The 13,047-nt window shown below is 40.5% G+C and carries 12 protein-coding genes; all 12 read right to left on the bottom strand.

The window, feature by feature from the left end; all coding sequences use genetic code 11:
• Nucleotides 1–197 precede the first annotated feature (197 nt).
• The 12 genes from G610_RS0102715 to mgsA all read right to left on the bottom strand — a co-directional run bounded on the left by G610_RS0102715 (nucleotide 198) and on the right by mgsA (nucleotide 13,036).
• Nucleotides 198–1,457, bottom strand: a complete 1,260-nt coding sequence (locus tag G610_RS0102715; protein ID WP_026494674.1) for a 6-phosphofructokinase — start codon at nucleotides 1,455–1,457, stop codon at nucleotides 198–200.
• A gap of 267 nt (nucleotides 1,458–1,724) precedes the next feature.
• On the bottom strand, nucleotides 1,725–2,072 hold the full coding sequence (locus G610_RS0102710) for a hydrogenase maturation nickel metallochaperone HypA (RefSeq protein ID WP_026523552.1): 348 nt from the start codon (nucleotides 2,070–2,072) through the stop codon (nucleotides 1,725–1,727).
• Nucleotides 2,073–2,303: 231 nt separating this feature from the next.
• Entirely contained in the window at nucleotides 2,304–4,982 is a 2,679-nt protein-coding gene (locus G610_RS0102705; RefSeq protein ID WP_051197571.1) for an FAD-dependent oxidoreductase, read from the bottom strand.
• Between the two features lie 169 nt (nucleotides 4,983–5,151).
• The gene (locus G610_RS0102700) at nucleotides 5,152–6,276 is read right to left on the bottom strand and encodes a DUF5692 family protein (RefSeq protein ID WP_026523550.1); all 1,125 of its coding nucleotides are present in this window, start codon (nucleotides 6,274–6,276) and stop codon (nucleotides 5,152–5,154) included.
• 137 nt (nucleotides 6,277–6,413) lie between these two features.
• Nucleotides 6,414–7,352: an RluA family pseudouridine synthase gene (locus G610_RS0102695; protein WP_035796741.1), complete on the bottom strand. Its 939-nt coding sequence runs from the start codon at nucleotides 7,350–7,352 to the stop codon at nucleotides 6,414–6,416.
• The gene (gene lspA / locus G610_RS0102690; RefSeq protein ID WP_026523548.1) at nucleotides 7,352–7,891 is read right to left on the bottom strand and encodes a signal peptidase II; all 540 of its coding nucleotides are present in this window, start codon (nucleotides 7,889–7,891) and stop codon (nucleotides 7,352–7,354) included. Before lspA ends, G610_RS0102695 begins: the two co-directional genes overlap by 1 nt.
• 29 nt (nucleotides 7,892–7,920) lie before the next feature.
• Entirely contained in the window at nucleotides 7,921–9,024 is a 1,104-nt protein-coding gene (gene aroB / locus G610_RS0102685; RefSeq protein ID WP_026523547.1) for a 3-dehydroquinate synthase, read from the bottom strand.
• 94 nt (nucleotides 9,025–9,118) lie between these two features.
• Complete coding sequence (locus tag G610_RS19470; protein ID WP_035796739.1) at nucleotides 9,119–9,649, bottom strand: cell division protein SepF; 531 nt, start codon at nucleotides 9,647–9,649, stop codon at nucleotides 9,119–9,121.
• 60 nt (nucleotides 9,650–9,709) lie between these two features.
• Complete coding sequence (locus G610_RS19465; RefSeq protein ID WP_051197521.1) at nucleotides 9,710–11,131, bottom strand: HlyD family efflux transporter periplasmic adaptor subunit; 1,422 nt, start codon at nucleotides 11,129–11,131, stop codon at nucleotides 9,710–9,712.
• Between the two features lie 72 nt (nucleotides 11,132–11,203).
• Nucleotides 11,204–11,623 (bottom strand): hypothetical protein, encoded by a 420-nt coding sequence (locus G610_RS0102670; RefSeq protein WP_026523546.1) that lies wholly within the window; start codon nucleotides 11,621–11,623, stop codon nucleotides 11,204–11,206.
• Nucleotides 11,624–11,703: 80 nt separating this feature from the next.
• Entirely contained in the window at nucleotides 11,704–12,657 is a 954-nt protein-coding gene (locus G610_RS0102665; protein WP_026523545.1) for a D-alanyl-D-alanine carboxypeptidase family protein, read from the bottom strand.
• Nucleotides 12,641–13,036: a methylglyoxal synthase gene (mgsA, locus tag G610_RS0102660; protein WP_026494686.1), complete on the bottom strand. Its 396-nt coding sequence runs from the start codon at nucleotides 13,034–13,036 to the stop codon at nucleotides 12,641–12,643. The genes G610_RS0102665 and mgsA overlap by 17 nt, the downstream gene beginning before the upstream one ends.
• Nucleotides 13,037–13,047 lie beyond the last annotated feature (11 nt).

The raw sequence follows: 13,047 nt of genomic DNA, 5'->3' as shown, positions 1-13,047 counted from the left end.
AATAAAAAAACGATTAATCGATAATACCTCAACCATAATTATAAAATAATTCTATAAAATGCTAAAAAACATAAAGTAAAATTACTCTTAAATCTGCGCATATCCGGACAAATCTTTGGAAATTTCAATAGAATTATCTGCGCGTAAAAAAGGGAATCCGCAAAAGCAGATTCCCTAAATTATTATTCGATATTAAATTATAAGAGTTCCTGGAAGCCGGGTACAAACAGATGTCTCGGAATACCATCAACCATGATCGGTCCTACATCACCCTGGATAAGAGGACGAACATAAGTGATAAACTCATCTGTTACATAAGTGCCTTCCTTGTTGATCCATTCTCTGGGAACGAGACGCTCATCATTAGCAATCTTGTGAACATCCTTAACCTCTGTTCCAGCCTGATAAGGATCATCTGAAAGTCTCTCGATAACTACCATCTTACCGCTGTCGCCTTCATCAGCAGCCTTCATAGCAGCACCACCAACCTCGTAAGCTTCAAGAATATCTACACGAGATGCACAGTGGCTAGCAGCTCTCTGAAGTGTTGAAAGCTCGATAGCTCTGGTCTTGCAGCCGATTTCCTGTGAAAGTACTGTGCAAAGATATCTTGCTGTACCAGTAAGCTGCTTGTGTCCGAATGCATCTACATACTCAACGCCGTTGTCGTACTCGCTGATGTATTTGCCATCCTTGTCATGAATACCTTCGGAAATAGCAATAACAACGTTTGCCTTCTCCTTAAGGAGCTTCTTAACCTTATCGATGAACTTCTTAACATCGAAAGGAAGCTCAGGAAGATAGATTGCATCAGGTCCGTCACAGTCTTCTCCTCTTGAAAGAGCAGCTGAGCCTGTAAGCCATCCTGCATTTCTACCCATGATCTCAACAATTACAACCTGACCATGCTCTGTCTCAAGACTCCATCCATCACGGATGATCTCTTTTACAGATGTACCGATGTACTTAGCAGCTGAGCCGTATCCCGGTGTGTGGTCAGTAAGTGCAAGGTCATTATCAATTGTCTTAGGACAACCAACGAATCTTACTGTAGAACCGGAAATGATTGCGTAATCAGAAAGCTTCTTGATGGTATCCATTGAGTCGTTACCACCGATGTAGATAAAGCAATCGATCTCGAGATCTGTAAGAATCTGGAAAATCTTCTCATAGGTCTCTTTGCTCTCGAAAATCTCGGGAAGCTTGTAACGACAAGAGCCAAGATATGCAGAAGGTGTTCTCTTCAGAAGCTCTGCATCAAGTCCGGTCTTAATGTGATCAGCAAGATCAACATAACGACCTTCCATAAGTCCCTGAACCCCGTGGATCATACCGTACACTTTCTTATACCCACGATCGATAGCTGTACGATAAACACCGGCAAGCGATGAATTGATTGCAGCAGTAGGTCCTCCGGACTGTCCAACAATAACGTTTCTCTTCTCCTTAGTTGCCATGGTTTGTAATACCCCCTTATCTAGTATTTTTTAGGAAATTGCCTTATATATATTGCGATTTCTTAGCATTTCCTATGCAACATGACTATATTTTATCAAACCACCGCGCTGTTGTCATTAATATTAGATAAATTTCTGTATTACCAAAATGATTTTTTAATATGAAAATAATGCGATACATTTTTCAATTTGTTATCATTTTATAATTAGCTAAAAAGGACGCCCATTATTGAGCGTCCTTCATCTTTATTACTTCATTTTTCAGTATTATTCAGATACTTCAATTTCCTTAATAAGAAATTCATTGCCCTGAACCAGGTATGTTTTTTCACTGCCGCAGAAGGGACAGATTCTTCCATGAGCTATTGTGCCATATTGTTTACCGCAGTCACTGCACTCAGTTATTGCCGGTATTGACTCAATATTGAGCTTAGTACCTGCCACAAAATCATGTTTTGCTGCAGCCCAATTCCATGCATCAGTAAGAAAATGAGGAATAACTGATGAAACCTCACCCAGTTCAATAGTCACAGAATCAATCTTCTCAATCTTATTCTCTTCTGCCACAACCTTTAAATCATCAATTATATGAAAAACAACACCTAATTCGTGCATAAATTAAAACCTCAATTTGGAAATCAAAAAACAATAGGGATAAAGTTCAAAAACAAGTATATTCAGCCATTGGTTTTTAAAGAATGAATATATTGTGTGAAGCTGCTTTTAAAAACGTCGGTTCTTAGGTGGCGTTTTTTGACACCTTAGAACCGCTACGTTTTTAACAGAGCGAGAGCGTCAGCAGAACACAATATATCATTCGATAAAACCACATGGCTGCCAATAAACTTATTTTTTAAACTTAATGTTTATAGCTCTCTTTGCTGCGTAAGGGATGATTGCCTTGAATTTGTCTTCGGAAGGAATCATCACGCTGCACTCAGGGTTCTCTCTGAAGAGATGGATTGCGTCGAATTCGCACTTTGTGGTACAAAGGCCGCATCCGATACACTTGTTGGTATCAACTACAGAAGCACCGCATGAAAGACATCTTGCTGTCTCAGCCTTAACCTGCTCCTCAGTGAATACAAGCTTTGCATCGCGCCATGAATGCTTAGGATCTGCAATCTTATCGCTCTTTCCGGGAACCTGTCTCTTACATGTATCGTAGTCCTTAACAAGAATATCATTCTTATCAAGTTCTTTGAAATCGTTACGGTTACGTCCGATTGTAAGTGATGAATGAGGCTGTACAAAACGATGAATTGAAATTGCACCCTGTTTTCCTGCAGCAATTGCATCGATAGCAAACTTAGGACCTGTATAAACATCACCGCCGACGAAAATGTCAGGCTGCGCTGTCTGATATGTAAGACTGTCTGCTACAGCGCCATTTCCTCTTCCAAGCTCCACCTTGGAGCCTGCAAGGAGATCGCCCCAAACGATGCTCTGACCGATACTTAAGAATACATGCTGACATTCAACTGTAACTGTATCATTCTCATCATACTGAGGATTGAAACGACCATCAGCGTCCTTAACGGAAGTACATCTCTTAAAGACGATACCCTTAACCTTACCATTTTCTGTAAGGATTTCCTTAGGACCCCATCCGCAGTTGATCTCGATTCCGTCCTCTTCAGCTTCCTCAACTTCATCATCAGAAGCAGGCATGATATCTCTGCTTTCAAGACAGAACTGCTTAACGCTGTTAGCACCGCATCTTACAGCACTTCTACTTACATCGATAGCAACGTTACCACCACCGATTACTACAGCATCGCCTTCAACCTTGATTGTCTCATCATCGGTTACTGCATGAAGAAAATCTACAGCAGTTACAACACCTTCTGCATCCTCACCGGGGATTCCTGCTTTTCTTCCGCCCTGGCATCCGATAGCGATATAAAATGCCTTGTAGCCCTGGGCTCTAAGCTCATCAAGTGTGATGTCCTTACCAACTTCAACGCCGGTCTTAATCTCAACGCCCATAGCCTCAATAATATCAATCTCAGCCTGAACTACATCCTTCTCAAGCTTATAAGAAGGAATACCATATACGAGCATACCACCGCACTTCTCGTTCTTCTCGAAGATTGTAGGGTTATAGCCTTTCTCTGCAAGGTAGAACGCACATGAAAGTCCAGCTGGACCTCCACCGATAATAGCGATCTTTTCATCAAATCCGCCGTTAACCTTAGGAATAACCTTTTCAGGTATGAAGCATGTCTCTGAATTAAGATCTCTTGCAGCGATAAACTTCTTTACTTCATCGATAGCAACTGCCTGATCGATAGTTCCTCTTGTACAAGCTTCCTCACATCTTCTGTTACAGATGTGTCCGCAAACTGCAGGAAGCGGATTGTTCTTCTTAATAAGTGCAAGAGCTTCTGTATATTTACCCTGAGCAGCAAGCTTAAGATAACCCTGAACAGCTATATGAGCAGGACAAGCTGTCTTACAGGGAGCTGTACCAGAATCATAGCAGTTAATTCTGTTGTTATCTCTGTAATCCCAATCCCAGTCAGCTTCTGTCCATTTTCTCTCAGAAGGAAGATCATGCTTGGGATATTTAACCTCTGATCCGTCCTTTCTGCAAAGCTTCTGACCAAGCTTAACAGCACCTGCAGGACAAACCTCTACGCAGCGTCCGCATGCTACGCAGTCCTGTGCAGTTACTCTGGCAACATAAGCTGAACGTGACATGTTGGGAGTGTTATAAAGCTGTGAAGTTCTAAGGGCATAACATACATTTACGTTACAGTTACAGATAGCGAAAATCTTATTCTCACCATCGATGTTAGTAATCTGGTGAACAAATCCGTTATCCTCAGCCTTCTTGAATATCTCAAGAGCTTCTTCCTTAGTGATATATCTTCCGCCCTTACCTGACTCTACAACGTAGTCAGCCATATCACCTACAGCGATACACCAATCGTTCTCATCATCGGCGCAGCCTTCTTCATAGGTCTTTCTTGAACGTCTGCATGAACAGGGGCTTGCTGCATATTTTCCTTCATACTTATCAAGCCAGTGAGAAATGTGCTCAAGAGAGATAGATTCATTCTCCATCTCGATAGCTTTCTCAACAGGAATAACATGCATACCGATTCCTGCTCCTCCTGGAGGAACAAGCTTTGTAACCTTCTCAAGAGGAAGGGTTGTCATGTAATCAAAGAACTTACCCATTTCAGGATGTGCATCGATTACTTCCTTGTTCATGTTTGTGAACTCGGCACTTCCGGGAACGTACATGGGAACAAGGTACTGCTTCTCATGCTTCTCATTTTCCCAGTTGTACTCAAGGAGTCCTGTCCATGACATGTGGTCCAAAAGCTTCTGAAGATGCGCAGGTTCGATACCTGAAATCTTTTTAAGCTCATCAAAGGTCTTAGGCTTTCTGACACCCATCTTAAGAGCAAGCTCTGCTTCCTCATCTGAAACGATTGAAGCAAGTCCCCAATACTCGGGATCATCATTAGTAATTTTCTTAAAACCGAGCTTCTGAAGCGGTCTATCGGTGATCATCTTGCCAAGTTTCACGATAGGCTCACGAAGAACGGCATCATCCTTCACGTAAGAAGGCTTATAAGGTGGTTTTCTTCCCAAAGTAAATCTCCTAACCTATTAAAAATTTCATAGTGTCAAATACCCTGCCGCTTTGGACAGGGTATCTGAATAAAAAAGCATTAAATTATCAAGCTTTCTCTGCTCTTTCCATAGCAAGCTGGAAGTCCTTAGTATCTGTGAATACTTCGTTTGCATAAGGATTCTTACCTGCCTTAACTGATCTCTTGATGATCTCAGCAATGCAGATAACATTTACTGCAATTGCAAGAACTGCTACAAAGCCCTGCATTCTGGGATCAGCTGTGATACCCATTGATGAGATGATCTCACCTGCCTGCGCTGATTTACCTGCACCTGAATTGTAGAGTTCAATTGCCTTAGCATAAAGATCCATTGTTGTGATGCCGTTTGCTGTAGCTCCGCCATAAACTGAAGGAAGAGCTGCTGCAAATTTAGACCAAAGCTGGAATCCGGGAACAACCTGTGCCCACATACACCAGATTGCAAGTGTATTAGCACGATTCTGGATCCATGCACCCTTGTTCCAGAAAGCATTAGCAAATGTAGGAGCAAGAAGAAGTGCAACACCGCAGTACCATGAATGTGTAGGAAGGTTGAGGTAAGTGTACTCAAAGTTCCAAACATCATAAGCTACGATGAACCATACTGTCATATCAGGCCAAAGCATATCTGACTTGTTAGCATCCTTTGATGTGTAAAGGTGAACGCAGCCTGTCATGCAGAAGATATTGATCATACCTGCAATAGCGTTAACAACGTTCCACCATCCACCATAGATGAATACGCCTTCATTTGAAGCCCACCAGGCACCTGAAAGGTCGCCTGTGATTGAGAATGCAGCAAGAGCTGACTCCATGTCTGAAACATTAGCGATCATGATGTTAGCTGCAACGATTGCCCAGGGGAACCATGCAAACCACTTTTCCTTACCAATGCCCCATTTGTACTTGATCATCATGAAGCCGACACAACCTATATCAGCTGCATAAAGCTTGAAATAGTGGAACCAGCCATCCATGTAAGCAACAGTAGGATTAGCTGCGCCGCCGAATGCACCAAGATGTGCTGCGATGAAATAAACTGTAAGAATGCTGGGGATTATTACGAATACAAGAATTCCGCCAGCCTTAGTTCTACGACCTACCTCATTCATAAGAATAAGACCTGCAAAAACAAGAACCCAACCTAAGAGCTGCATGCTTGCGCTAGGACCATATAACTGGAATAACATATAGACACCTCCATAAAAGTATTAACTATTAACAATAGTAATCATACCAAGGAGGCGTTATTTAATCTATTGGCAAAAGTTATATATTTTAGGTGAAATTTTTGGATACTATAATGCAAAAAGTAGTTTCCCAAAAATCATTTCAAGATTTCCAATAAATGTTTGAAATAATCCGGTAAAGGAGCATCGGTTTCAATGTACTCTCCGGTTGATGGATGTTTAAAGCCAAGAGTCTTTGCATGGAGGCACTGTCCCTGAAGCTTGAATTTGCTTTTCCTCTCAGGTCCATATACCGTATCTCCAAGCAGTGGATGTCCCAAATGAGCCATGTGCACCCTTATCTGATGAGTTCTTCCGGTTTCCAGATGACACTCTATATAGGTCATCTTATCCTCTTCAAAACGTTTTAATACCTTATAATGAGTGATCGCATTTTTGCCCTGGTTTTCAGGCACAACTGCCATTTTTTTCCTGTCTGACTGAGATCTTCCTATATTAGTAGTGACAGTTCCCTCATCTTCTTTAACAATGCCGTGACATATAGCATGATAAACACGGTTAATGCTGTGTTCTTTAAGCTGCTCTGCAATGCTGTTGTGAGCCTTATCATTTTTACAGACTATAACAGAGCCAGTGGTATCCATATCGATTCTATGAACGATTCCGGGACGCATGACTCCGTTAATCCCTGAAAGGTTATCTCCTAAATGATACATGAGTGCATTAACCATAGTCCCACTATAGTGCCCGGGAGCAGGATGAACCACCATTCCCTTTGGTTTATTTACAATAATTACGTCTTCATCTTCATAAATAATATCCAGAGGAATGTTCTCAGGCTCTATATCCGGAAGTACCGATGCTGGTATCATCATATCCACAACATCGCCTTCATTAACAACAGTACTGGCCTTAACGGCTTTGTCGTTTATCAGTACACTTCCGCTTTTTATAAGCTTTTGAATATAACTTCTGGACATAGAATCAGAGAGAGAGCTCATAAGCTTATCAACTCTCTCTCCGGACATTTCTTCAGATATGACATATCTTATATGATTCTCATCACCTGACTGCATTATTTAAACTCCCTGTACTTGCGCTGCTGATTGAAGCTAAGGAAATCAAAATCCTTTTCTTTATAATAGAACAAAAACAGAAAAATGAACAATATAGTAGATACTGTTACATAGATATCAGCCACATTAAAAATAGGGAAATTGATTATTACAAATGAGATAAAATCCACAACATAATCATTTCTTAATCTGTCAATGAGGTTTCCTGCAGCGCCACTGGCGATCATAACAAGAACCACCTGCATTATGGTGTACTTTTTCTCATTGGGAATACGAAAAAGTACATAAGCTATTACAATCAGTATAATAATAGCGATCATTACGAAGAACACTTTCTGATTCTGAAGAATACCAAAGGCAGCTCCGTTGTTTTTAAGAAAAGTAAGCTCAAGCACCTTTGGAATAAGAACTATACTATCCTTATCCTGAAGATGAACTACTGCCAGATGCTTGGTGAACTGATCCAGTGCTATAAGAATCGCAATAACTACAATATCAAGCACCAGTGAAATCTTTTTCTTCTTAGTAAGTATATCCATAAAAAATCAAAACTCCTAAAACTATTACTTTATTCGAAATCCTCTGTCCATGTGATCTCTTTAAGGGCTGCTCTTACTTCATCATCCGTAACTGTCTTATCAAGGACTGCCTTACCTACCTTTTTAAGAAGCACGAATTTAATACTTCCGGAATCTGCCTTTTTATCAGAATGCATAAGTCTTATCACTTCGTCCTCGTCTATATCCGTAACTGATATAGGAAGACCGAAGGGAACAAACATATCTCTTATCTCATAGTACTCATCCATTGAAAGAAGCTCTCTCTTCCAGGAGATAAAAGCTGCGGCAACTGCGCCAAGTGCTACACATTCACCGTGAAGGAGCTCGAAATTCTTATATTTTTCAATAGCATGTCCTATTGTGTGTCCAAAATTAAGGAATGCTCTGTCACCCTTTTCTGTGGGATCCTTCTCTACAACAGCTCTCTTAATATCACAGCTCTTTTTAACCATGGTGATGAGTGTTTCGGGATCTCTCTCCTCAATCTCATACATGTTCTCGATAAGCCACATGTAAAAGTCTGAGTCCTTAATAAGACCGTGCTTCATAACCTCAGCAAAGCCCGAAGCAAACTGAACTCCGTCAAGAGTCTTAAGTACGCTTATGTTCATAAAAACAAGTCTCGGCATATAAAATGCTCCAACCATGTTCTTATAGCCTTCATAATCTACTCCGGTCTTGCCGCCCACGCTACTGTCTGTCTGAGCAAGAAGTGTTGTGGGAATCTGAATAAAGGCAATTCCTCTAAGATATGTAGCTGCTATAAAGCCTGCCATATCTCCGACAACTCCGCCGCCAAGAGCAATTATAAGATCATGTCTGTCCAGCTTTTCTTCTATAAGGAAACCATATACCTTATTTATTTCTGTAAGATTCTTATTCTCTTCTCCTGCAGGAATCTCATATACAACAACCTTACTTGCTATAGGTTCAAGTATGCTTTTAACCTGTTCTGCATAAAGAGGACCTACATTTGAATCTGTAATGATACAAAATCTTCTGTCTGAAAATCCAAGCTCTTTAACCTTCGAAGAAAGCTCATCAAAGCTGTCATCAAAAACTATATCGTAGCAGGGCTCCCCATTATATTTTACGTTCAATATTTCTGCCATAAATTCTCCCTAAAACGTACTTCCGGCTCGTAATCTTACCGGTATTCTACTCAAAAAAAGCAGAAGCAAAAGTGCTTCTGCTTAATTATCTAAATTACATTGACTGCGGTCCGGCACTACCCATGGAACTCTCAAAGGCACCGCCTAGGATATCCTGAAAATCACCGGAAATATCAACACTTGCAGGTGTCACTATAAATATATATCTGGAAATCTTCTGAAGATTACCTGATATTGCAAAGCAGGAACCTGATGTAAAATCAATGATTCTCTGAGCAAGCTCAACATCAATACCCTCAAGATTAAGAACTACTGTCCTGTTATTAAGAAGTGTCTCTGTAATCTCTCTTGCATCCTCAATTGAAGTAGGCTTTACAACACATACTTCCATACCTGAACCGATATTTCTTGTTCTGGCTGCAGCTGTACTTCTCGGAGCAGGTGCAGACTTCTTGAGCTTCTCTTCATTTATTTCTATAGAAGGATCATCCTTGCCGATTCCGCCCGGCTTACGAATAGGCTCAATGGTGCTGTCATAATATGCATCATCGTCCTGATCATAGTAACCACTTTCGTCATCCCCATTCAGCTTCATAGCTGATAAAAACTTATCCATTACGCTCATATTAACTTTCCTCATCTCCCGTTAAATATGATTTAAATAAAAATCAACTATTATATTATGCTAGTTTTCACTCGAAGTGTCAAGGTTTGCAGCCGCCTGCTCTGTTTCCACAGTAGATGCTTCAAGCACAATATAGTCATAGACGCTAAGTCCGTAGGTGGTATTTGATTTTACAATCGAATACTCATCATTCTGGTAAAGAATACTGATCTGTCTGAAGTCCGCATACCCCTTGTTGATGTTATAAACACCAATCAGCGTATCCTTCTGACTGATTGTAAATTTATCCTGTGAATCCATCTTAATGACTTCATCGCCGCTTCTAAGCGACACATCATCTATATAGTAGCTGTCTTCCGTCTCATTATAGAGCTCAACTTCCACAAATTCAGAGGTCTCATTGCCGCTTTCATCATATTTGTCTCTAAGAACACCATAGTTATTATTGCTGCCCTTAATTACATATTCCTTAGGAACAACATAGAAGCTCTTTTCAGCTATAGCGCTGTTTGGAATCTTAAGTCCCTTCTCTTCTTCAGTGATAAGCTCTACATTAAGGAATCTGTCCTTTGCAAAGGTAATCATTGAATTGGTAAAGGTAAATGCCACAAAGGTATCACCGGCATCATTGGTATAATATGAAACCTTACCCCAGGATTCGTCCTGGTTCTTAAGGAATCTTACCTTTACATATTCTCTCTCTGAAAGGTTCTGTACCTTCTCAAGATCATTTTCCTTAATAACAATGCTCCAGGTCTCATCTGTGGCTATCTTGTAAGCGCTATCACCTGTTCCCATAAGAGTGTTGCTTATAAGCTGATTCTTTTCATATTTGGTGCTGTCAAGAAGATCAGCTGTCATATCATTTAAAGTCAGTTCTTCGTAACCATCAATGGAATACAGAACAATTCCCGTATCCGGTGCGTAACAGTAGTTGATACTCTGAGCCGTTGAACCACTGGAATTAAGAGACTGGATATTCTGAAGTACGCTTGCGCTGGCAAGCTTCTGTACCGTTCCATCCAAGCTGTTCTTAAAATCATAAACAGATGAAAACTCTGTAGGCTTAAAGCTTGATGAATAACTCACTATCTGGGTCCTAAGCTCGCTAAGATCCTCATCCGTAAGCTCTGCCTGTTCGGATCCTTGCGACTTAAGATAATCGAGAAGGTCACCTGATTCGTCCACAGTATAAACCAGATTACCTACAGCAACCCTCTGCCCTTCCGTGGCAAAATAGTTGATGTAACCTGATTTATCGGTAGGTACTATCTTCTCAGTTCTAAGAGCCACTGCTTCATAGATATTATTTGAAGAAAGAGAGCCCTCCATTACCTCATAGCCAACAATATGCTTCTTGTTAAAATAAATAACAACGCAGATTACAACGTAAACGATCATAAATGCAAAAAACAGCATACCCACGTTTATGTGCAAAAAGAACGGATACCTTGTAACCTTCCTGTTTTTCTTACGTGCCATAAAAATATACAAACTAAAGAAAAAGCCGCGAGATAAAACGCGGCTTATCTTATTCCTATCACATTATTACCATCAAAGAGCTGTAGCAACCTTAGACTTAACTGACTCAGGAAGCTCAGACTCGTCCATAGAAACACTAAGTACAAAATCTACATTGAATTTCTCTGAAAGCTTATCAAGCTTATCAATGGTACTTGTAATGTCCTTGCCTTCAAGACAAGCGATACTGAGGAAACCATCGAAATACATTTGCTGAAGATCGTGATCCTGAGAAATCACGCCGCTGACGAAACCTATGAATTCATCTGAATTTTCGATCATAAATTCCGGAACTACGATAAGACGAACTTTGTTGTTGAGCTCAAACATGTGCTTTGTATTTCTATCAAGAAATACAACATTACCTAAGATATTTTTGACTTCGGTATTGACTTTGTTCAACAGGCATTTTGTCTTGCCCTTACCCTTTTTCCCAACAATTAATTGAACCATATCCATACCCTCCTGAAGTAGATTTATGATAATTCAATTATAAGTGAACATCGTACAAAAGACAACCTAAATAACGAATTTTAACCCGTAATCTGTAAAAGCAGATCAGACATTTCATTGTACAGCGTCTGAGTGTCCTCAGCACGCATAATTACAGCAATGTAAGGGTTACCTGATGTGTCTGTGGCAAGCTGAATAAGGCAGTGTCCGGCAGCAGCTGTCGTACCAGTTTTACCACCAAGAACCGTTATTCCGGCAGGCATCTCATAATTGCCGTTTATAAATCCGTTTGTATTATTTACATTAAGCTCTTTTAAGTCTCCTGTTGACGTATTGTACTGAGTCGAATATGAAGACATTCTGATTATTTCGTTGAATTTATCATATTTAAGAGCTTCATTGAACATAAGATACATGTCATATACAGAAGTATAATGATCATCCTCTGTAAGACCGTTAGGATTCATGAAGTGGGTGTTGGTAGCACCTATACTCATAGCCTCCTGATTCATAAGATCAATGAATTCATCAATGCTTCCTGCAACATTCTCAGCTATAAGAATCGCCACATCATTGGCAGAGTACAAAAGCAGAATATGAAGTGCCTGATCAAGGGTCATGGAATCCCCTGCGGAAAGATTGATCTTCTGTGCACCGTCTTCTGTAATGATTACCTTATTATCAGCCACAAGAATCTGATCAAGTGAACCGTATTTAAGAGCCACTAAGGCTGTCATAACCTTAGTTAGTGAAGCGGGATCAAGCTTAAGCTGAGCATTATGAGAATACAGAGTCTCTTTCCTATTCAGATCAAAAAGGCCGCAACAGGTCTTTTCTGTAAGGCTAAGTGAATCTCCTATCTCAGAATTGGTCACGCAAAGATCAGAGGCAAAAGTATCAAGTCTTTCCCCTCCGCCTACGTTATATTCAGTTAGTTTGGATGAATAATGAAGAGCGTAGTCTCCCCCGGAGCAACCGCATAAAACCACCGACAACAGAATCGGCAGTACGGCAAACTTATTTATACATCTCACGCCACTCTAAGTCTCCCCTGTCAAGTGATTTAATCAAAAGCTCTGCAGTAGCAAGATTTGTAGCTATCGGAATATTATGCATATCACACAATCTCATAACATTGTTTACATCGGGCTCATGAACCTTCTGTGTAAGAGGATCGCGAAGAAATACCACAAGATCAATCTCGTTGGCCTCAATCGCAGCACCAATCTGCTGCGAGCCCCCTAAGTGGCCTGCAAGATATTTGTGAATATTCAGGTTGGTAACTTCCTCTATGAGACGTCCTGTAGTCCCGGTAGCATACAACTCGTGTTTAGCGAGAATTCCCCTGTATGCTATACAAAAATTCTGCATAAGCTTTTTCTTTGCATCATGAGCAATAAAAGCAATATTCATAAGTAACCCCT

This window comes from Butyrivibrio sp. MB2005, from assembly GCF_000424285.1.
In the GTDB taxonomy this organism is placed as follows: Bacteria; Bacillota; Clostridia; order Lachnospirales; family Lachnospiraceae; genus Butyrivibrio.
Note: the sequence above shows the minus strand (reverse complement) of the source record. Positions and strands in the feature narration are given on the sequence as shown.

Coding starts and splice junctions, on each gene's coding strand:
- G610_RS0102705 (WP_051197571.1), bottom strand. CDS start 4,982: ATGATCACCGATAGACCGCTTCAGAAGCTCGGTTTTAAGAAAATTACT.
- G610_RS0102670 (WP_026523546.1), bottom strand. CDS start 11,623: ATGGTTCAATTAATTGTTGGGAAAAAGGGTAAGGGCAAGACAAAATGC.
- G610_RS0102700 (WP_026523550.1), bottom strand. CDS start 6,276: ATGTTATTCCAGTTATATGGTCCTAGCGCAAGCATGCAGCTCTTAGGT.
- lspA (WP_026523548.1), bottom strand. CDS start 7,891: ATGGATATACTTACTAAGAAGAAAAAGATTTCACTGGTGCTTGATATT.
- G610_RS19470 (WP_035796739.1), bottom strand. CDS start 9,649: ATGAGCGTAATGGATAAGTTTTTATCAGCTATGAAGCTGAATGGGGAT.
- G610_RS0102715 (WP_026494674.1), bottom strand. CDS start 1,457: ATGGCAACTAAGGAGAAGAGAAACGTTATTGTTGGACAGTCCGGAGGA.
- aroB (WP_026523547.1), bottom strand. CDS start 9,024: ATGGCAGAAATATTGAACGTAAAATATAATGGGGAGCCCTGCTACGAT.
- G610_RS0102710 (WP_026523552.1), bottom strand. CDS start 2,072: ATGCACGAATTAGGTGTTGTTTTTCATATAATTGATGATTTAAAGGTT.
- G610_RS19465 (WP_051197521.1), bottom strand. CDS start 11,131: ATGGCACGTAAGAAAAACAGGAAGGTTACAAGGTATCCGTTCTTTTTG.
- G610_RS0102695 (WP_035796741.1), bottom strand. CDS start 7,352: ATGCAGTCAGGTGATGAGAATCATATAAGATATGTCATATCTGAAGAA.
- mgsA (WP_026494686.1), bottom strand. CDS start 13,036: ATGAATATTGCTTTTATTGCTCATGATGCAAAGAAAAAGCTTATGCAG.